Origin of the sequence: Achromobacter sp. EB05 (assembly GCF_044232075.1) — a bacterium.
Taxonomy (GTDB): Bacteria; Pseudomonadota; Gammaproteobacteria; order Burkholderiales; family Burkholderiaceae_B; genus Achromobacter; species Achromobacter dolens.
In genome coordinates this window covers 1,598,599-1,617,437 of the sequence record NZ_CP155917.1, presented here as the reverse complement: position 1 = coordinate 1,617,437, position 18,839 = coordinate 1,598,599, and the positions used below count along the sequence as shown (strand labels likewise).

The 18,839-nt window shown below is 67.1% G+C and carries 19 protein-coding genes; 3 read left to right on the top strand and 16 right to left on the bottom strand.

The window, feature by feature from the left end; genetic code table 11:
- Positions 1–139 precede the first annotated feature (139 nt).
- From AAID08_RS07355 to AAID08_RS07345, 3 genes are all read right to left on the bottom strand, one after another.
- On the bottom strand, positions 140–1,069 hold the full coding sequence (locus AAID08_RS07355; protein ID WP_175144360.1) for an electron transfer flavoprotein subunit alpha/FixB family protein: 930 nt from the start codon (positions 1,067–1,069) through the stop codon (positions 140–142).
- Position 1,070: 1 nt separating this feature from the next.
- Positions 1,071–1,820, bottom strand: coding sequence for an electron transfer flavoprotein subunit beta/FixA family protein (locus tag AAID08_RS07350; RefSeq protein ID WP_006388274.1), 750 nt, complete (start codon positions 1,818–1,820; stop codon positions 1,071–1,073).
- A gap of 79 nt (positions 1,821–1,899) precedes the next feature.
- Positions 1,900–2,823 (bottom strand): histone deacetylase family protein, encoded by a 924-nt coding sequence (locus AAID08_RS07345; protein ID WP_395757491.1) that lies wholly within the window; start codon positions 2,821–2,823, stop codon positions 1,900–1,902.
- A gap of 10 nt (positions 2,824–2,833) precedes the next feature.
- Here AAID08_RS07345 and mltB point away from each other — a divergent pair, with 10 nt between their 5' ends.
- Positions 2,834–3,994: a lytic murein transglycosylase B gene (gene mltB / locus AAID08_RS07340; RefSeq protein WP_144655004.1), complete on the top strand. Its 1,161-nt coding sequence runs from the start codon at positions 2,834–2,836 to the stop codon at positions 3,992–3,994.
- Between the two features lie 37 nt (positions 3,995–4,031).
- Here mltB and AAID08_RS07335 read toward each other — a convergent pair whose 3' ends face one another.
- Complete coding sequence (locus AAID08_RS07335; RefSeq protein ID WP_054501939.1) at positions 4,032–5,081, bottom strand: cyclase family protein; 1,050 nt, start codon at positions 5,079–5,081, stop codon at positions 4,032–4,034.
- A gap of 134 nt (positions 5,082–5,215) precedes the next feature.
- Between AAID08_RS07335 and AAID08_RS07330 the strand changes: the two genes are divergently transcribed.
- Both AAID08_RS07330 and AAID08_RS07325 read left to right on the top strand, forming a co-directional pair.
- The gene (locus tag AAID08_RS07330) at positions 5,216–5,926 is read left to right on the top strand and encodes an IclR family transcriptional regulator (protein WP_395757490.1); all 711 of its coding nucleotides are present in this window, start codon (positions 5,216–5,218) and stop codon (positions 5,924–5,926) included.
- Complete coding sequence (locus AAID08_RS07325; RefSeq protein WP_064527124.1) at positions 5,923–6,903, top strand: tripartite tricarboxylate transporter substrate binding protein; 981 nt, start codon at positions 5,923–5,925, stop codon at positions 6,901–6,903. The genes AAID08_RS07330 and AAID08_RS07325 overlap by 4 nt, the downstream gene beginning before the upstream one ends.
- A gap of 116 nt (positions 6,904–7,019) precedes the next feature.
- Here the strand turns inward: AAID08_RS07325 and cysM are convergent, their stop codons facing one another.
- The 12 genes from cysM to hisC form a co-directional block, all read right to left on the bottom strand.
- A complete protein-coding gene (cysM, locus tag AAID08_RS07320; protein ID WP_054501451.1) occupies positions 7,020–7,931 on the bottom strand; it encodes a cysteine synthase CysM in 912 nt (303 codons plus the stop codon).
- Between the two features lie 166 nt (positions 7,932–8,097).
- Complete coding sequence (locus AAID08_RS07315) at positions 8,098–8,610, bottom strand: ComEA family DNA-binding protein (protein WP_395757489.1); 513 nt, start codon at positions 8,608–8,610, stop codon at positions 8,098–8,100.
- 196 nt (positions 8,611–8,806) lie between these two features.
- Positions 8,807–9,796 (bottom strand): ADP-glyceromanno-heptose 6-epimerase, encoded by a 990-nt coding sequence (gene rfaD / locus AAID08_RS07310; RefSeq protein ID WP_116792628.1) that lies wholly within the window; start codon positions 9,794–9,796, stop codon positions 8,807–8,809.
- Positions 9,793–10,734: a D-glycero-beta-D-manno-heptose-7-phosphate kinase gene (gene rfaE1, locus AAID08_RS07305; protein ID WP_054501454.1), complete on the bottom strand. Its 942-nt coding sequence runs from the start codon at positions 10,732–10,734 to the stop codon at positions 9,793–9,795. Before rfaE1 ends, rfaD begins: the two co-directional genes overlap by 4 nt.
- Positions 10,731–11,948, bottom strand: coding sequence for a lipopolysaccharide assembly protein LapB (gene lapB, locus AAID08_RS07300; protein ID WP_054501455.1), 1,218 nt, complete (start codon positions 11,946–11,948; stop codon positions 10,731–10,733). The genes rfaE1 and lapB overlap by 4 nt, the downstream gene beginning before the upstream one ends.
- 61 nt (positions 11,949–12,009) lie before the next feature.
- A complete protein-coding gene (locus AAID08_RS07295; RefSeq protein ID WP_049072347.1) occupies positions 12,010–12,324 on the bottom strand; it encodes a lipopolysaccharide assembly protein LapA domain-containing protein in 315 nt (104 codons plus the stop codon).
- 191 nt (positions 12,325–12,515) lie between these two features.
- Positions 12,516–12,875 (bottom strand): integration host factor subunit beta, encoded by a 360-nt coding sequence (locus tag AAID08_RS07290; protein WP_006388263.1) that lies wholly within the window; start codon positions 12,873–12,875, stop codon positions 12,516–12,518.
- Between the two features lie 3 nt (positions 12,876–12,878).
- Positions 12,879–14,591 (bottom strand): 30S ribosomal protein S1, encoded by a 1,713-nt coding sequence (rpsA, locus tag AAID08_RS07285; protein WP_026382780.1) that lies wholly within the window; start codon positions 14,589–14,591, stop codon positions 12,879–12,881.
- Positions 14,592–14,765: 174 nt separating this feature from the next.
- Entirely contained in the window at positions 14,766–15,455 is a 690-nt protein-coding gene (cmk, locus tag AAID08_RS07280) for a (d)CMP kinase (RefSeq protein ID WP_054501456.1), read from the bottom strand.
- Positions 15,456–15,485: 30 nt separating this feature from the next.
- Positions 15,486–16,808 carry a 3-phosphoshikimate 1-carboxyvinyltransferase gene (gene aroA / locus AAID08_RS07275; RefSeq protein WP_395757488.1) on the bottom strand — a complete coding sequence of 441 codons (1,323 nt, stop codon included), beginning with the start codon at positions 16,806–16,808 and terminating at the stop codon, positions 15,486–15,488.
- A gap of 5 nt (positions 16,809–16,813) precedes the next feature.
- Entirely contained in the window at positions 16,814–17,716 is a 903-nt protein-coding gene (locus AAID08_RS07270) for a prephenate dehydrogenase (RefSeq protein ID WP_395757487.1), read from the bottom strand.
- On the bottom strand, positions 17,713–18,834 hold the full coding sequence (gene hisC / locus AAID08_RS07265) for a histidinol-phosphate transaminase (RefSeq protein ID WP_054501459.1): 1,122 nt from the start codon (positions 18,832–18,834) through the stop codon (positions 17,713–17,715). Before hisC ends, AAID08_RS07270 begins: the two co-directional genes overlap by 4 nt.
- Positions 18,835–18,839: the final 5 nt, after the last annotated feature.

The window sequence follows — 18,839 nt, the reverse complement described above, 5'->3', positions numbered from 1 at the left end:
ATACATTATCAGAATCTTTCCAAAGATCAAAAGATTCCCACTATAAATATCAAATAGTTTCGTTTGTCAGGTGCAATAAAAAAGCCCGCGGACACATAATGTCCGCGGGCTTTTGGCATTAACGCCGGGGCGCGTCGGCTTACAGCGCGCCGGTCAGTTCGGGAACCACCTGGAACAGATCGCCCACCAGGCCATAATCGGCCACGCCGAAAATCGGCGCTTCGGGATCCTTGTTGATGGCGACGATGACCTTGGAATCCTTCATGCCGGCCAGATGCTGGATGGCGCCCGAGATACCGACGGCCACGTACAGTTGCGGCGCAACAATCTTGCCGGTCTGCCCGACCTGCCAGTCGTTGGGCGCGTAGCCGGCGTCGACCGCGGCGCGCGAAGCGCCCAGGGCGGCGCCGAGCTTGTCGGCCAGCGGATCCAGGATCTTGAAATTCTCGGCGCTGCCCAGGCCACGGCCGCCGGACACGACGACGCGGGCGCCGGCCAGTTCGGGACGGTCGCTCTTGGCGACTTCGCGGCCGACGAAGCTCGACAGGCCGGAATCGGCCACGGCGGCGACGTCTTCCACGGCAGCCGAGCCGCCCTGCGCGGCCACGGCGTCAAAGCCGGTGGTGCGCACGGTGATGACCTTGACCGGGTCGGCCGACTGCACGGTGGCGATGGCGTTGCCGGCGTAGATCGGGCGCTGGAAAGTGTCGGCGGATTCCACGCCGATGATGTCGGAGATCTGAGCCACGTCGAGCTTGGCAGCCACGCGCGGGGCGACGTTCTTGCCCGAGGCGGTGGCCGGGAACAGGATGTGGCTGTAGCCGGAGGCCACGGCCAGCACCTGGGCGGCGACGTTCTCGGCCAGGCCGTCGGCCAGTTGCGGCGCGTCGGCCAGCAGCACCTTGGACACGCCAGCCGCCTGCGCGGCCTGGTCGGCCACGGCACGGGCATTGGCGCCGGCGACCAGCACGTGGACGTCGCCTCCGATCTTGGCGGCGGCGGCGACGGCGTTCAGGGTTGCGCCCTTGAGCTGGGCGTTATCGTGTTCGGCAATAACCAGCGTCGTCATCTCAAACCACCTTCGCTTCGTTCTTGAGTTTGTCCACCAGGGCCGCGACATCGGCCACCTTGATGCCGGCCTTGCGGGCCGGCGGCTCGCTGACCTTGAGCGTCTTCAGGCGCGGCGCCGGATCGACACCCAGTTCTTCCGGGGTGACGGTGTCCAGCTGCTTCTTCTTGGCCTTCATGATGTTCGGCAGCGTGACGTAACGCGGCTCGTTCAGGCGCAGGTCGGTGGTGATGATGGCCGGCAGCTTGAGCGTCAGCGTTTCCAGGCCGCCGTCGACTTCGCGCGTGACCGTGGCCTTGCCATCGGCCAGCTCGACCTTGCTGGCGAACGTGGCTTGCGGCCAGTCCAGCAGCGCGGCCAGCATCTGGCCGGTCTGGTTGGCGTCGTCGTCGATGGCCTGCTTGCCCAGGATCACCAGTTGCGGCTGTTCCTTGTCGACGAGGGCCTTGAGCAGCTTGGCCACGGCCAGCGGTTGCAGTTCGGCGTCGGTCTGGACCAGCACGCCACGGTCGGCGCCGATGGCCATTGCGGTGCGCAGGGTTTCCTGGCATTGCGCAACGCCGCAAGAAACCGCCACGACTTCGGCCACGGCGCCCTTTTCCTTCAGGCGGGTGGCTTCCTCGACGGCGATCTCGTCAAAGGGGTTCATCGACATCTTCACATTGGCGATATCCACGCCGGTCTGATCAGACTTGACGCGCACCTTGACGTTGTAGTCAACGACGCGCTTGACAGGTACCAACACCTTCATCCCGCTGCCTCCAAATGGAAATAAATTCCCGGCGGATCAACGACCCGCCGGGATCGCATTGCACAATTTTTTCCTGATTCTACAGCTTCGCCAGCGCCCGTATATGGGCCACGACGCTGCGCCCCAGGGCGGACAGGTTGTAACCGCCCTCGAGCGTGCTGACGATGCGCCCCTGGCAATGGCGTTCCGCCACCTCCACGAGCTGCTCGGTGATCCATGCATAGTCGGCCTCCACCAGCCCCATTTGACCCATGTCGTCCTCGCGGTGGGCATCGAAACCGGCCGAAATCAGAATAAGTTCCGGGCGGTGCGCCTCCAGCCGTGGCAGCCAGGTGTCCGTGACGATGGCACGGACAGCAGCGCCCGCCGTATAGGCGGCTACAGGCACGTTGACCATGTTGGCCGCCGGATGTTCGGTGCCGCTGTTGGGAAAGAAGGGATGCTGGAAAATGCTGCACATCAGCACCCGCTCATCGCCCGCGAAGACGTCCTCGGTGCCGTTACCGTGGTGCACGTCGAAATCGACGATCGCCACCCGCGACAGGCCGTGGAAGTCCATGGCGTGGCGGGCCGCGATGGCCACGTTGTTCAGGAAGCAGAAGCCCATCGCCTGCGTGCGGCAGGCATGGTGCCCGGGCGGACGCACCGCACAAAAAGCCGTGCGGGCCTCGCCGCCGATCACCGCGTCGACCGCCGCCACCCCTGCGCCGGCAGCGTACAGCGCGGCCTCGTAGGTATGCGGATTCATCAGGGTGTCGGGATCTATCGGGTAATACCCTTGCTCGGGCGTATGTCCGCGCAAATCGTCCAGATACTGGACAGTGTGCACCCGCAGCAAGTCATGGCGCGACGCCTGCGGCGCCTGCCGGTCATCCAGATAGGGCATCAGGCCGCTGGCAAGCAATTGGTCGGAAATGGCGTCCAGCCTCTGCGGGCTCTCCGGATGCCAACTGCCCATTTCATGCAAGCGGCATGCCGGGTGGGTAAGATACATGGTCTCCATAAGGAAGATTATGTTCACCTGTCGGCGATTACTGCAACTCGGCACCTTGTCGGCCCTCCTGGCCGGCTGTTCCACCACCGCTCCCACCGCCTCGAATCCCTCCGCCGTCCAGGCCCCCGCGGCCACCGCCGGCAACCCCGCCCCCATCCGCATCGGACCCGCGGCGCCGCCCCCCGGCCCCGAACTGGCGGACGACGGCCCGGCCGCCCTCACCCCCAGCGGCGTCCTGCGCCCCGAGGTGCGCAGCTTCGTCGAAAGCCTGGCCGTCGAACGCAATCTGCCGCTGCAGCCGATGGTCTCGGCGCTCGAAAGCACGCGCTACAACGCCACCGTGGCGCGCCTGATCGCGCCGTCACCGCCGGGGAAAAAGATCTGGCGCAGCTGGCTGACCTACCGCTCGCGCTTCGTCGAGCCCAAGCGCATCGGCTGGGGCGTGGAGTTCTACAACGAGCATCGCGACCAACTCAACCAGGCCGCGCAGCGCTTTGGCGTGCCGGCGCCGATCATCGCCTCGATCATCGGCGTTGAAACGCTCTATGGCCGCAACATGGGCAATTTCCGCGTGCTGGACGCGCTGACCACGCTGGCCTTCGATTATCCGGACCCGGCCAAGCCCGAGCGCGCCACCATGTTCCGAGGCCAACTGGCCGACTTCCTGACGCTGGCCATGACCGGCAAGCTCGACCTCGAAACGCGTGGCTCCTACGCCGGCGCCATCGGCATGCCGCAATTCATGCCCACCAGCATCAAACACTACGCGGTGGACGGCGACGGCAGCGGCCATATCGACCTGACCAACAACACCCGCGACGCCATCATGTCGGTCGGCAGCTTCCTGTCGCAGCACGGCTGGCAACGCGGACTGCCGGTATTCGCGCCGGTGACGTTGCCGGCCGATCCCACCGCGCTGGTGGACGGCGGCCTGGAACCCAAGCAGACCTGGGGCACCCTGACAGCGGCCGGCGCGCGCCTGCAGCCCGGCGCCTCGGCCAACGGCTGGGGCAGCCAGCCCATGGGCGTGGTCGATCTGGTGGAAGAAGCCCGCGGCACCGCGCAATACCGCGTCGGCACGCCCAACTTCTTCGCGCTGACGAAGTACAACCGCAGCTACTTCTACGCCACTGCCGTGGCAGATCTGGCCAGCGAAATCGAGGCGCGCGTCGGCCGCTGAGGGGCCGGTGCCCGCCGCGCCCGCGCCGCCGCAGGCTTCATACCGTGGCCACCGGCGTGGCGGGCGAACCCACCGCGCCCGGCAGGTTCAGCGGCGGCGCGGTCAGGAGGAAGCGGCTGCGGCCGTTGGCGGTCAGCCAGCGGGCCAGCGCGCCCAGATACCACATCTCGCCGATCGGCAGGCCGAGCTTGAAGATGCAGTGGTGGTGCAGCGGCAATGCCGCGCAGCACGCGTTCGGCTTCTGCGTCGGGTAGATCTCCAGCGCGTGGTTGTCCGACGCCATGGCGGCCACCTTGGAATCGGTGATCCACTGCAGCAGCTTCTCGTCGCTGCCATCCAGCCCGGCGCAGATCTCGTGCAGGGTGTGGTGGTCCGGCTGGCGCTGCTTTTCCAGCAGCGCATCGCCGAATTCGGTATGGAACAGCACGATATCGCCCTGCTCGATCTCGATGCCATCGGCCTCGATGATGCGCATCAGATCGTCGTAGCCCACCGACTTCTGCTCGCGGCCATAATGCCGGGCCAGGTCCACCATGACGCCACGGCTCTGCAGGCAGGATTCAGCCAGGTGGGTGATGTCCAGTTTCTTGGCATGGGAGGCGCCGCCACGCCCCAGGTCGGTCTTGGCGAAGCCATTGTCGACGTCGTAGTCCACCGGGCCGACCACGTGTTCGTTGGGACGGTAGCCGTTGTAGTAGACGCGCTCGGGCAGGCCATCGCCATTGGCGTCGAACAAGGCGCCCACGTGCGCCAGCGAATCCCACTGGGTCGAGTACTGCAGGCTCATCTCGACGATGTCGTCGCTCAGCACATCGACGCATCCCGGACGCAGGCGGCCCAGCGGAAAGTTCAGGTACTGGTCGCCGTCGCGCTCGGTCGGCCGCAGCTTGGGCGGATGGCGGCGCACATTGACGCCGTTGCCGCCGGGATAGTCCAGCGGCAGCGACAGACAGAAGCTCAGGCCCTCGCGGACTTCCTGGATTCCCTTCATCACGTTCGCGGGAGTGATGTAATTCAGGCAACCCCGTTGGTCATCAGGGCCGAAGTCTCCCCAGTTCGATCCCTCGGGACGGTTCTTCCATCTCATGTGGCGCGGCTCCTTGGCCATGAATTAAGAATTTGACACAAATTTATCACATATAGGATAATAACATCATGGATGTGAAAACAGCCGCATGAGTCCTGGATGTTCTGAACCTCTTCGCCGAGGCGCAGAAGCCATTGCTGTACAGCGAGATCGCCGCGCAGATGGAGATTCCGCTGTCCAGTTGCCATGGTCTGCTCAAGACCATGGTGGCGCGCGGCTATCTGTACGAGATCGGCAAGAAGCACGGCTACTACCCGACGCAGAAGCTGATCCACGTCGCCACCCTGATCTGTCGCAGCGATCCGCTGAACGCCGTGATCGAACCGGTGCTGGCGCGGGTGCGCGACATCACCGGCGAGACCGCCCTGCTGGCCAAGCTTGCAGACGACAAGGTCGTGTACCTGATCGTCGCCGAGTCCAAGCAGACCATCCGCTTCTCGCATCAGCCCGGCGGATTCAAGGCGGTGCACGCCACCAGCTCGGGCAAGGCCCTGCTTTCGGTGCTGTCCGAGGACGAGCGCCAGAAATGGTTCAAGACCTATCCCGGCTTCGCCTCGTACACCGAAACCACCCTGACCAGCCAGGCCGCGTTCGAGCGCGACCTGCAGGCCGGCATCCAGCGCGGCTGGCAACGTTCCCTGGGCGAAAACGTCGAGGACGTGATGTCCATCTCGCTCGGGTTCCGCGCCTATGAACAACCCTTCGCCATCGTGGTGGCCGGCCCCCTGGGGCGCATGCAGAAGAACGAAGCCACCACTGGCCAGCAACTGAAAGAGGTCAAGGCGCTGCTGTACGCGGCCCTGCCCTCGGCCAACCTCACCTTTGTAGGAGAAGACAGCAGATGAACAAGCGCACTTTGCTCGCCGCGGCATGCTCGGCGATCGCCATAGGGGCCCTGCCGCTGGCTGGCGCACAGGCGCAGGACGCCTATCCCGACAAGCCGATCCGCGTAATCATGCCGTGGGCCGCGGGTGGCCCGACCGACGTGGTGGGCCGCGTGATCGCGGTGCGCATGGGTGAAATCCTGGGCCAGCCGCTGGTGATCGAAAGCCGTCCCGGCGCCAGCGGCACCATCGGCGCCGCCCAGGTCGCGCGCGCGCCGGCCGATGGCTACACCGTGCTGATGAACCCGTCGGTGCAGGGCATCTACCCCGCCCAGTTCAAGAGCCTGACTTTCGACCCGATCAAGGATTTCCGCATGGTCGGCGTGCTGGGCACGGTGCCGATGGTGGCCGTGGTGCCGCCCGACTCCAAGTTCAAGACCTTCGGTGAGCTGATCGCGCAGGCCAAGGCCCAGCCGGGTTCGCTTAGTTTTGCCTCGCCCGGCGTGGCCACGCTGCCGCACCTGGCCGGTGAGCTGATCAACACCACCACCAAGGCCTCCATCTCGCACGTCGGCTACCGCGGCAGCAGCCCGGCCCTGACCGACGTCGCCGGCGGCCACGTCGACCTGATGTACGCACCGCTGGCGCCCGCCCTGCCCCTGATCCAGAGCGGCAAGGTGCGCCCGATCGCCGTCACCACCAAGACCCGCCTGGCCGAGCTGCCCGACGTCCCGACCATCGCCGAGAATGGCCTGCCCGGCTTCGACATCGTCACCTGGTACGGCATGTGGGTGCCCAAGGACACGCCCGAACCCATCATCGCCAAGCTCAACAAGGCCATGATCGAGGCGTCGCAATCGCCCAAGGTGGTCGAGGCGCTGAAATCGCAAGGCACCCTGCCCAGCACCATGAGCTACCAGGAAGCCGAAGCCTTCAACCTGGCCGAAAGCGCACGCTGGATCAAGGTGATGAAGGACGCCAACATCCAGCCCGAATAAGGACTGGACGGGCGCGGCGCCGCGCGATCGGGCCCGCAACGCAAACGCCCCACGCTCCGGATGGCATCCGGGACGTGGGGCGTTTTTCCTGGGGCGAAGCGGCCCCGTGCAAGGCGTCAGTTGTTGAAGACGCCCGTGGACAGGTAGCGGTCGCCGCGGTCGCAGACGATGAAGACGATGGTCGCGTCGTTCACGCGCTCGGCCACGCGCAGGGCGGCGACCAGCGCGCCGGCCGACGAAATGCCGCCGAAGATGCCCTCTTCAGCCGCCAGGCGGCGCGCCATGGCTTCGGCCTCGGCCTGCTCGATGGACTCGTAGGCGTCCACGCGGCTGCGGTCGAAGATCTTGGGCAGGTAGGCTTCCGGCCATTTGCGGATGCCGGGAATCGATGACCCCTCGGCCGGTTGCGCGCCCACCACCTGCACCGCCGGATTACGCGACTTCAGATAGGTGGACACGCCCATGATGGTGCCGGTCGTGCCCATGGCGCTGACGAAGTGCGTGACGCGGCCGTCGGTCTGGGTCCAGATTTCCGGGCCGGTCGTCTCGACGTGGGCGCGCGGATTATCCGGATTGGCGAACTGGTCCAGCACCACGCCGCGCCCATCGGCCTGCATTTCCGTGGCCAGGTCGCGGGCGTATTCCATGCCGCCCTTGTCGGCCGGCGTAAGGATCAGCTCGGCGCCATAGGCCGTCATGGCGGCGCGGCGCTCCACCGACAGGTTGTCGGGCATGATAAGGATCATGCGGTAGCCGCGCATGGCGGCGGCCATGGCCAGCGCGATACCCGTGTTGCCGCTGGTCGCCTCGATCAGTGTGTCGCCCGGCTTGATGTCGCCGCGCTCCTCGGCATGCTTGATCATGGAGAGCGCCGGCCGGTCCTTCACCGAGCCGGCCGGATTGTTGCCTTCCAGCTTGGCCAGGATAACGTTGCCGCGCGCCGCGCCTGCGGCGCCGGGAATGCGCTGCAGGCGCACCAACGGCGTGTTGCCGACGGTCTGCTCGATAGTGGGATAGGTAGTAGTCATGGGGCCGATGATAACCCCGCCCGGCGCGACGCGTCGCCAAAAGCCGCGCTCGCGCCAGGGGTTCCGTGCCTGGCGGCGCCAGCCCCGCCAGGCGCCGGGCAAGGCCCGAATCCGCCCCGGCCATGGCGGCGGACATGGCAACGCAGGCAGGCCGAGGCGGCGCCGGTCAAGGCCGGGTTGGCGCGGCGGGCTTGCCCGCCTGGGCCGCGCCGGGCCTGGCCCCGACACCCGCGGGGGCGCCCTTGGCGGCGCCCGCCCCTGCCGCGGACCGGGCCGACGCCGGGACCGCCGGTTTCGCGCCCGCGGCCTTCGGCTCGGCGCCGGCCGCGCCAACCGTCAGGCCGGCGGCCCCCAGGGCCTCCGCCTTCTTCTGGCTGATGCCGCGTACCCGGTCGGCCAGGTCCTGCAGCGATTCATACTTGCCGGCGCGGTCGCGTTCGCTGACGATGATCTGCGCCGTGCGCGGCCCGATGCCGCGGATGCCCTCGAGCTGCTGCACGGTGGCATCGTTCAGATCCAGCGCCTGCGCCGGCGCGTGCGCCACGCCGACGACCAGCAGGGCCGCACCCAGCGCCTGGCGCAACACCGGCGTACCGCGCCGCGCGGCGACGGGTCGTTGACGGCGCCACGGCAGCGCGGGCAGGCGGCGGGCAACGGTGGAATGGAGGAAGGGATTCATGGACAGGTCTCCGGAAAAGGCGTGGCGCAACGGTTGCCGCGCCACCTCCGGATCATGGCCCGCGCGCCGCGCCCGGCGGTTGCGCTGTGCATGGATTGATCCACCTCGGCAACTGCGTAGGCCAAAAAAAGCCGCCTCGGAAGGCGGCTCTGTTTCAAGTCGGCACGGCCACAGGCCGGCGGCGGCCGTTATCGGCCTACTTGCGCGCGCGCCAGTAGCGCACGTACTCGGCCACGCCGGTCTGCACGTCGCGCATGGGGGCGGTAAAGCCCGCCGCGCGCAGGCGGCTGACGTCGGCCTGGGTGTAGCTCTGGTAACGGCCCTTGAGGTCATCCGGGAACGGGATGTAACGAATCAGGTCCAGCTCGACCAACTGGGCCAGCGTCAACTGCGCCTCGCCGCGTTCGGCGCGCAGCGTATTCACCACCGCCGCGGCGACGTCGTTGAACGGCTGGGCCCGGCCCGTGCCGCAATTGAACACGCCCGACTGCTCCGGATGGTCCAGGAAGTGCAGATTGACCGCCACCACGTCCTCGACCGAGATGAAGTCGCGGCTCTGGCCGCCGTCCACATAGCCATCCCAGCCGGCGAACAGGCGCACGTGGCCGTGTTCCAGGAACTGGTTCATGTTGTGGAAGGCCACCGAGGCCATGCGGCCCTTGTGCTGCTCGTGCGGACCGTAGACGTTGAAGTAGCGCAAGCCGACAACCTGGGCGGTCAGGGAGTCCATGCGCTTGCGCAGCACTTGGTCGAACAGCAGTTTGGAATAGCCGTAGACGTTCAGCGGGCCTTCGTTGGCCGGATCTTCCACGTAGATCGATGAACCGCCGTAGACAGCGGCCGACGAGGCATACAGGAAAGGAATGCGGCGCGCCTGACAGAATTCGAACAATTCCAGCGTGACGCGGTAGTTGTTGTCGAGCATGTAGCGGCCGTTGCGCTCGGTGGTGTCCGAGCAGGCGCCCTGATGCAGAACGGCGCGGATCTGCGGCAGGCTGCCATCGGCGACGCGGCGGCGAAAGTCGTCCTTGTCCAGGTAGTCGGCGATCTTGCAGTCCACGAGATTGACGAACTTGTCGCCCTCGGTCAGGTCATCGACCGCGATGATGTCTTCGATGCCACGGCGATTGAGGCCGCGAACCAGGTTGCTGCCAATGAAGCCCGCGGCTCCGGTAACGACGATCATGAGAGTTCTCCTGCCAGTTCGGCGGCGGTGACGACGGACGTGCCCAGCTTGCCCACGGCGATGCCGCCGGCCCGGTTGGCCCAGCCCATGGCATCCGCCCACGGCAGGCCGATGGCGCGCGAGACGGCCAGCGTCGCCAGCACGGTATCGCCCGCGCCGGACACATCGAACACCTCATGCGCCTGCGCGTCGATGTGCTCGCGGCCCGTGTCGGTAAACAAAGTCATGCCCTGCTCGGAACGCGTCACCAGCAAGGCTTCCAGGTCCAGATCGGCGCGCAGGCGTTGCGCCCGATCGGTCAGTTCGGATTCGGAATTCCAGCGGCCGACGGCCTGCTGCATTTCGGAACGGTTGGGCGTGACCAGCGTGGCGCCGCGATAGCGCGAATAGTCATCGCCCTTGGGATCGACCAGCACCGGGATGCCGGCGCTGCGGGCCAGCGCGATCAGCGACTCGACCCGCGTCAGCACGCCCTTGGCGTAATCCGACAGCACCACGATGTCGTGGTTGGCCAGGTGGCGCGCCAGCGCGGCATCGATGCTGTCGAGCGCTTCCTGCGCCGGATGCTGCTCGAAGTCGACGCGCAGCAACTGCTGCTGGCGGCCCAGCACGCGCATCTTCAGCGTGGTGTGCAGGCTCAGGTCGGTGATCAGGTCGGCCTGGATGCCGGCCTCGGCGGCCAGGCGGCGCACGCTGTCGCCGGCCTCGTCCTCGCCCAGCACGCCCACCAGCGTGACATGGCCGCCCAGCGCGGCGACGTTGCGCGCCACGTTGGCGGCGCCGCCCAGGCGGTCCTCGCGGCGCGCGACGCGCACCACCGGCACCGGCGCCTCGGGCGAAATACGCTCCACCTCGCCAAACCAGTAACGGTCCAGCATGACATCGCCCACCACGAGCACGCGGCTATGCGAAATGGATTCGGCGGGAAATTGGCTCATTCAAGTTCTTCCAGACGACGCGGCGCGTAGGTTTCCCAGGCATTGCAGCCAGGACATTGCCAGTAGAAACGGCGCGCTTGAAAACCGCAGCTCCGGCACGCGTAGCGGTCCAGTCGTTGCGTATGCTTGTGGATCAGGCTGCGCAGCAGCGTGAGGTCGGCCCCGGGCACGGGGCCCTGTTCGGTGGCGCCTTCCGCGTTGGCCAGTTCGGCCTCCAGCAGCCGGTCCAGGCCGAGCAGCGAGGGATGGCTGCGCAGCGCGCCGCGGGCGAACGCCCAGGCCGGCGCCGAGCCTTGCTGCACGCGCAGCTCGCGGAACACGACATTGAACAGGTCGAGCGAGGCATGGCGGGCGTACTGGCGCTGCAGCAACTCCAGCCCGGCCTCGGCCTGGCCCGCGGCGCGGTAGTTGGCCAGCAACTGCTCGGCCACCAGGCCGGCGTACTCGGGGGCGTCGGTCATGACCGACTCCAGGTACAGGCGCTCGCGCTTGGGATCCTGCTCGATCAGCGCCAGGCGCGCGCGCAGCATCGCGGTGCGCACCATGGCGCCCTTGCTCGACATGCCGGCATCCGCGGTCGACAGGGCGTGATCGGCGGCATCCAGGGCGGCGTGCGCGGCATCGACATTGGGCGGCTTGGCGGCCAGTGCGGTCGCGGCCTGCTCGCAGTAGTAATGCACGATCTGCGGCACCGGCTCGTCGACCAGGCCATGCAGCGTCTTGACGGCCTCGATGGCGCGCGGCCAGTCGTGCTCGGATTCGTAGATGCGGATCAGCGAGCGCAGCGCCGGCAAGGCATAGCGGGTGTCCTTGAGCTGCTCGAAGCCGCTTTCGGCGCGGTCGAGCATGCCGGCCTTGAGGAAATCCTGCGCCAGTTCATGCTGGGCGTGCTCGCGCTCGGCGGCGGGCAGGTCGGAACGGTTCAGCAGGCTCTGGTGCACGCGGATGGCGCGCTCCATTTCACCGCGGCGGCGGAACAGGCTGCCCAGCGCGAAGTGCAGTTCGGTCGTCTCGGGATCGAGCTTGGCCACCTCGACGAACGCGTCGATGGCGCGGTCGGGCTGCTCATTGAGCAGGAAGTTCAGGCCCCGGAAATACGAATCGGGCAGGCTGCGGGTCTCCCGCAGCATCTGCCGGATGTCGAAGCGCGCGGCCAACCAGCCCAGCGCGAACAACACCGGCACGAATATCAACCACCAAGGTTCAAAATCCACTATGCGGGCTCTTGCGTAGATTCAATGCGGAAAAGAAAGGCCTGCGGATGGCGCGGCGCCGTCACAGCGGCGACATCGGGGCGACGGCTTCCGGCGGCACGGCCGGCGTGGTGCCGGCCACGGCGGCCTGCACGCGGTCGAGTTCGCGGCGCAGGCGGATGGCCTCGCGGCGGCGGCGCATGGCGGCGGGCACGGTCAGCAGCAGGCCGAACAGGGCGCCGACCACGAACACCACCAGCATGACGACGATCAGCGGCACGTCCTGCACCACGTAATCGGCATAGAACTTCACGGCGACGGGATCGGTGTTCTTCAACGCGAACATCAATACCGCCACGAACACGAGCAATCGCAGGGCCCAGACAAGGTAGCGCATGACGCATGCTCCTAAGAATTCGAGAGGGTCAATTGTAAGCGACCTCCACACCTCGTGTATCGACCATCAAAGGCACGCCTTCGATGGTCGCCAAGCCTGCTGGCGGGAAGCCCAAAAACAAAGCCCCTTGATTGCTCAAGGGGCTTTGCTCGCGGTCCGATCCGCCCGAAGGCGGCCTGCTGGCCGTGCCGTCAATGCATGGCGTGCAAGCCAGCCATGGACGGCATCGGTTCGCTCGATCCAGAGGATTGAGCGTCCTCGTCGTTGCCGCCGACCAAGTCCACCCGCTCGCGCAATTCCTTGCCCGCCTTGAAATGCGGCACCTGTTTACCAGGCACCAGCACTTGTTCGCCGGATTTCGGGTTGCGGCCGATGCGGGGAGACCGCTGCGACAGCGAGAAGCTGCCAAAACCGCGGATTTCGATGCGTTGGCCCGAGGCCAGGGCCTGGGTCATCGCATCGAGCACGGTCTTGACCGCGTAATCGGTGTCGCGGGCGGCCAGCTGAGGATAGCGGGCCGCCAAGGCGGCGATCAGCTCCGACTTGGTCACGAATTAACCGTCGTTGCGCTGTTGGTCCAGCTTGGCCTTCAGCAGCGCGCCGAGGTTGGTGGTGCCGGACGAAGCGCTGGCGTCGGACATGCGCTGGATCGTTTCGGCGGTTTCGGCGTTGTCGCGGGCCTTGATCGACAGTTGGATCGAACGCGTCTTGCGGTCGATGTTGACGATCATGGCTTCGATGTTCTCGCCGGCGGTCAGCACGGTGGTGGCATCTTCGACGCGGCCCGAGGAGATCTCGGAAGCGCGCAGGTAGCCTTCGACGTCCACGGACAACGTCACGACGGCGCCCTTGGCTTCGACCGACTTGATGGTGCCCGGAACCACGGCGCCCTTGTCGAACGTGGCAACGAAGTTGTTGAAGGGGTCGCCTTCCAGCTGCTTGATGCCCAGCGAGATGCGTTCCTTGTCGGTATCGATGCCCAGGACCACGGCTTCGATCTCGTCGCCCTTCTTGAAGTTGCGCACGGCTTCTTCGCCGGTTTCCGTCCACGACAGGTCGGACAGGTGAACCAGGCCATCGATGCCGCCGGGCAGGCCGACGAACACGCCGAAGTCGGTGATCGACTTGATGGCGCCGCGGACCTTGTCACCACGCTTGAAGTTGGTGGCGAACTCTTCCCACGGGTTCTGGCGGCACTGCTTCATGCCCAGCGAGATGCGACGACGGTCTTCGTCGATTTCCAGGACCATGACTTCGACTTCTTCGCCCAGGGTCACGACCTTGCGCGGATCGACGTTCTTGTTGGTCCAGTCCATTTCGGAGACGTGCACCAGGCCTTCGATGCCGGCTTCGACTTCAACGAACGCGCCGTAGTCGGTCAGGTTGGTGACCTTGCCGAACAGGCGGGTGCCTTGCGGGTAGCGGCGAGCCAGGCCCACCCACGGATCTTCGCCCAGTTGCTTGACGCCCAGCGAGACGCGGCTCTTTTCCTGGTCGAACTTGAGGACCTTGGCTTCGACTTCCTGACCCACTTGCAGGACTTCGGACGGGTGACGCACACGGCGCCAGGCCATGTCGGTGATGTGCAGCAGGCCGTCGATGCCGCCCAGGTCCACGAACGCGCCGTAGTCGGTGATGTTCTTGACCACGCCCTTGACCACCGCACCTTCGTGCAGGGTTTCGAGCAGCTTCTGGCGCTCTTCGCCCATGCTGGCTTCCAGCACCTGGCGACGCGACAGCACGACGTTGTTGCGCTTGCGGTCGAGCTTGATGACCTTGAATTCGAGGGTCTTGCCTTCGTACGGGGTGGTGTCCTTGACCGGACGCAGGTCCACCAGCGAACCCGGCAGGAACGCGCGGATGCCGTTGGTCATGACGGTCAGGCCGCCCTTGACCTTGCCGGTGATGGTGCCGGTGACCAGCTCGCCGTTTTCCAGGGCCTTTTCCAGTTGCAGCCAGGCCGACAGGCGCTTGGCGCGGTCACGCGACAGGATGGTGTCGCCGTAGCCGTTTTCCAGGGAATCGATGGCCACCGAGACGAAATCGCCGGGTTGCACTTCGAGCTCGCCCTGGTCATTCAGGAACTCTTCCAGGGGGATCAGCGCTTCGGACTTCAGGCCGGCGTTGACGACGACGAAGTTGTGGTCGACGCGCACGACTTCGGCGCTGATGACCTCGCCGGACTTCATGTCCTGGCTCTTGAGGCTCTGGGCGAAAAGGTCGGCGAAGCTTTCGCCGCCGGTGGCGGTAGTGGAAACGGAAGACATGGGGTTGAAATCCATTGGGCCGAAATGGCCGTTAAAAACACACCGCAGCGGATTGCCCGCCACAGTGGAGTCAAAATACCTGCCTGCCGGTTTGCCCTTGCGGGGTGTCCCGTGGGGGTGTCGCCTGGCCAGGACAGGGCCGATAAAAAAAACGATTGGCGGGGGGCTGCCCGATCAGTCGGTCGGGCGGGCCTGCCAGAGATCCAGTATTGCCTGCACGGTTTCCGCAATCGTCAGATTCGACGAATCCAGCACGTGTGCATCCGCTGCGGGAGCAAGCGGCGCCGTGGCGCGTTGCGTGTCGCGGGCATCCCGCTCACGCATGTCCCGCAAAAGGTCGTCTAGATTAGCAGAAATTCCCTTTTCGATCAACTGCTTACGCCGCCGCTCAGCCCGTGCGACCACGTCGGCCACCAGGAACACCTTCAGGGACGCATCAGGGAACACCACCGTGCCCATGTCGCGGCCGTCCGCCACCAGCCCGGGAGGCAGGCGAAAGGCGCGCTGGCGCTCGAGCAGTGCCTGCCGCACGCCGGGGAACGCGGCCACGCGCGAAGCGAAATTGCCAACAGCCTCGCGGCGGATCTCATGGCCGACATCGGCGCCTTCCAGGTAGACATGAGGGCCGTCGAAACGCACGTCCAGCGTCTCGGCCACGCGAGCCACGGCGGGCTCGTCGGCCGCGTCGACGCCCCGGTTGATCGCAGCCAGGGCGGTCAGCCGGTAGAGCGCGCCGCTGTCGAGCACCGCCCAGCCCAGCGCCTTGGCGACGCGGTGGGCGACGGTGCCCTTGCCCGAGGCGGTCGGGCCGTCGATGGTGATGACGGGAGCAGCGGAAGTCACGATCGGATCAGTCGAAGTCATGTAGGGAAAATGGGCCGGAGCCCGTGGTCGCTACGCCGACACCAGGCCGGCGTAGACATCAAAGTAACCCGGGAACGTCTTGCTGACGCAACCCGGATCCAGAATGCGCACCGCCGCCGGGCCGAACGCGGCCAGCGAAAAGCACATCGCCATGCGGTGGTCGTCCCAGGTGCCAATGTGCGCATCGCGCCAGCCCCCCTCAGCGGGTGGCGTCACGCTCAGCCAATCCGGCCCCGACTCCACCCGTGCGCCCAGCTTTTCCAGCTCGGTCTGCATGGCGTGGATGCGGTCGGTCTCCTTGACGCGCCAACTGCCGATGTTGCGCAGGCGGCAGGGGCCATCGGCGTACAGCGCCAACGCGGCGGCCGTCATGGCGGCGTCGGGAATCAGGTTGAAATCGGTGTCAAAGGCCTTCAGGCGACTGCCCTCGGCCACGCGCACGCCGGTCACTTCGATCCAGCCGTCGCCGTAGGTCACGCTGGCGCCCATGGCCGCCAGCGTGTCGGCGAATTTGACGTCGCCCTGGATGCTGTCGGCGCCCACGCCGGTCACCCGCAGCGGACCGCCGCCGATGGCGCCCAGCGCCAGGAAATACGACGCGGTGGAGGCATCGCCCTCGACCGCGATCCGGCCCGGGCTGCGGTAGCGGGCGCCGCCGGCGATGGTGAAGCGGCTCCAGCCGTCGCGCTGCACGGTCACGCCGAAACGCGCCATGAGGTTCAGGGTGATCTCGATGTAGGGCTTGGAGATCAGTTCGCCCAGCACCTCTATCACCACCGGCTGGCCGCTCTGGCCGGCCTGCAGCGGCGCGGCCATCAGCAAGGCGGTCAGGAACTGGCTGGAGACCGAACCCTGCACCTGCGTCACGGCCGGCGTCGCGATCTCGCCGCGGCCGATATGCAGCGGCGGGTAGCCAGGCTGCCCCAGGTAGTCGATGCGGGCGCCGAGCGCCTTGAGCGCATCGACCAGGTCGCCGATGGGACGCTCGTGCATGCGCGGCACGCCGGACAGGCGGTAGTCGCCGCCCATCAGCGCCAAGGCCGCCGTCAGCGGCCGGATGGCGGTGCCGGCGTTGCCCATGAACAGGTCGGCGCTGTCGACCGGAAAGCGGCTCACGCCGCGCACGGTGACGCGGCCCTCGGCCAGCTCGGACACCGCCACGCCCAACTGCCGCAGGGCAGCCAGCATCACGCGGGTGTCATCCGAATCCAGCAGCCCCGTGATGGCGGTCTCGCCCTCGGCGATGGCTGCCAGCAGCAACACGCGGTTGGAAATGCTCTTGGAGCCGGGCAAGGCCATGACGCCCTGCGCGCGCCGCACGCGCGGCAGATCCAGGAAAGGCAACGCGCCCATGTCGATTACTCCTTGCGCCAATTGCGGCGCGCCTGCGCCGCCGTGTCCAGCAATGCCAGCAAGGCCGCGCCGTCGCCGCCATCGATCGCGCGCTCGGCGCGGTCCAGCACGGCGCGCACGGCCGCCAGCTCCGCCAGCATGGCGTCGCGGTTGGATAGAAAGATATCGCGCCACATCTCGGGCGAACCCGCCGCGATGCGGGTGAAGTCGCGGAAGCCGCTGCCGGCCAGCGCCAGCCGCGTGGCGGCGTCCTCGGCGGTGGCGACCTGTTCCATGTACACCGACGACAGCAGGTGCGGCAGGTGGCTGACCGACGCCAGCACCCGGTCATGCGCGCCGGCCTCCATGTCGATCACTTGCGCGCCACAGGCCCGCCACGCATCGCGCACCAGGGCGATGGCGGCGGCACTATTCTCGGCCAGCGGCGTCAGGATGACGCAACGCCCCTGGTACAGGCCGGCATCGGCGGCATCGGGGCCGCTGCGCTCGGCGCCGGCGATGGGATGGCCCGGCACGAACTGGCCGATGCGCGCGCCCAGCGCCAGGCGGGCGGCATCGACCACCTCGGCCTTGGTGCTGCCGCCGTCGGTCAGCAGCGTCGCGTCACGCAGATGCGGCAGCATGCGCGCCAGCATGTCCTGCAGGCCGCCCACGGGCGTGGCCAGGAACACCAGGTCGGCGCGGGCGGCGGCCTCTTCGGCGCTGACAGCCTCGTCGATCAGGCCCAGCTCCACCGCGCGCGCCAGCGACGCGGCATTGCGGCCCACGCCCAGCACCCGTCCCACCTGCCCCGCCCGGCGCAAGGCCGCGGCGAAGGAACCGCCAATCAGGCCCACGCCGACGACGGCCAACACAGGAATCAGGGGGCCAGCGGCCCCCTGATTCGGCTTGGAGGAAGCGCCGTTCATTCGGACAGGATGGCGGTCAGCGCGTCGATGAAGCGGGCGTTTTCCTGCGGCAGGCCGATGGACACGCGCAGCCACTCGGGCAGGCCGTCGCCAGCCACGGGGCGCACGATCACGCCGCGCTTGAGCAGCGCCAGATTGATGCGCGGCGCATCGCCCACGTGCACCAGCACGAAGTTGCCGTAGCTGGGCACGTAGCGCAGCTTGAGGCGGTCGAAGGCTTCGCACAACTGCGCCTTGCCGGCCTTGTTGGACGTGTACGCCTGTTCCAGGTAGGCGGCATCGCCCAGCGCAGCCACGGCGGCGGCCTGCGCCAGCGTGTTGACGTTGAACGGCTGGCGCACGCGGTTGAGCAGGTCGGTCAGGGTCGGCTGCGCCACCGCGAAGCCCACGCGCAGGCCGGCCAGGCCGTAGGCCTTGGAGAAGGTGCGCGAGACAATCAGGTTGGGATAGCGGCGCACCAGCGCGGTGCTGTCGAACCGGAATTGCGGTTCCAGGTATTCGTTATAGGCCTCGTCCAGCACCACCGTGACGCGATCGCCGTGGGCGGCGTGGACGCGCTCCAGGAACGCGGCCACCTGCTCGCCCGGCACGAAGGTGCCGGTGGGGTTGTTGGGGTTGGCGATGAACAAGAGGCGCGTGTCGTCGGCGATGGCGTCGAACATGGCGTCCAGGTCATGGCCGTAGTCCTTGGCCGGCACCACGATGTGGCGCGCACCGCGGGCCTGCGTGGCCAGGCGATAGACCGCGAACGAATGCTGCGCGTAGACCGCCGACGTACCCGGCTCCAGCAATGCCAGCGCGGCGATTTCCAGGATGTCGTTGGAGCCGTTGCCCAGCGTGATCCAGTTCATCGGCACTTCGTAGCGCGCGGCCAGCGCGGCCTTCAGGTCGAAGCCGTTGGGGTCCGGATAGCGCGCCAGCGACTCGGCGGCGGCCAGCATGGCGGCGCGCGCCGACTGCGGCATGCCCAGCGGGTTCTCGTTGGAGGCCAGCTTGACGATCCCGGCCGGATCCAGCCCGAATTCGCGGGCCAGTTCCTCGATGGGCTTGCCTGCCTGGTAAGGCGCGATGGCGCTGACGTGCGCGGGAGCGGCGAGAGGCTTGGAAGTGTTGGTCATGGAGG

Coding starts and splice junctions, on each gene's coding strand:
- AAID08_RS07295 (WP_049072347.1), bottom strand. CDS start 12,324: ATGCGCTACCTTGTCTGGGCCCTGCGATTGCTCGTGTTCGTGGCGGTA.
- mltB (WP_144655004.1), top strand. CDS start 2,834: ATGTTCACCTGTCGGCGATTACTGCAACTCGGCACCTTGTCGGCCCTC.
- AAID08_RS07345 (WP_395757491.1), bottom strand. CDS start 2,823: ATGGAGACCATGTATCTTACCCACCCGGCATGCCGCTTGCATGAAATG.
- aroA (WP_395757488.1), bottom strand. CDS start 16,808: ATGGGCGCGTTGCCTTTCCTGGATCTGCCGCGCGTGCGGCGCGCGCAG.
- AAID08_RS07270 (WP_395757487.1), bottom strand. CDS start 17,716: ATGAACGGCGCTTCCTCCAAGCCGAATCAGGGGGCCGCTGGCCCCCTG.
- cysM (WP_054501451.1), bottom strand. CDS start 7,931: ATGACTACTACCTATCCCACTATCGAGCAGACCGTCGGCAACACGCCG.
- AAID08_RS07355 (WP_175144360.1), bottom strand. CDS start 1,069: ATGACGACGCTGGTTATTGCCGAACACGATAACGCCCAGCTCAAGGGC.
- rfaE1 (WP_054501454.1), bottom strand. CDS start 10,734: ATGAGCCAATTTCCCGCCGAATCCATTTCGCATAGCCGCGTGCTCGTG.
- AAID08_RS07325 (WP_064527124.1), top strand. CDS start 5,923: ATGAACAAGCGCACTTTGCTCGCCGCGGCATGCTCGGCGATCGCCATA.
- AAID08_RS07335 (WP_054501939.1), bottom strand. CDS start 5,081: ATGAGATGGAAGAACCGTCCCGAGGGATCGAACTGGGGAGACTTCGGC.
- rpsA (WP_026382780.1), bottom strand. CDS start 14,591: ATGTCTTCCGTTTCCACTACCGCCACCGGCGGCGAAAGCTTCGCCGAC.
- rfaD (WP_116792628.1), bottom strand. CDS start 9,796: ATGATCGTCGTTACCGGAGCCGCGGGCTTCATTGGCAGCAACCTGGTT.
- cmk (WP_054501456.1), bottom strand. CDS start 15,455: ATGACTTCGACTGATCCGATCGTGACTTCCGCTGCTCCCGTCATCACC.
- hisC (WP_054501459.1), bottom strand. CDS start 18,834: ATGACCAACACTTCCAAGCCTCTCGCCGCTCCCGCGCACGTCAGCGCC.
- AAID08_RS07350 (WP_006388274.1), bottom strand. CDS start 1,820: ATGAAGGTGTTGGTACCTGTCAAGCGCGTCGTTGACTACAACGTCAAG.
- AAID08_RS07315 (WP_395757489.1), bottom strand. CDS start 8,610: ATGAATCCCTTCCTCCATTCCACCGTTGCCCGCCGCCTGCCCGCGCTG.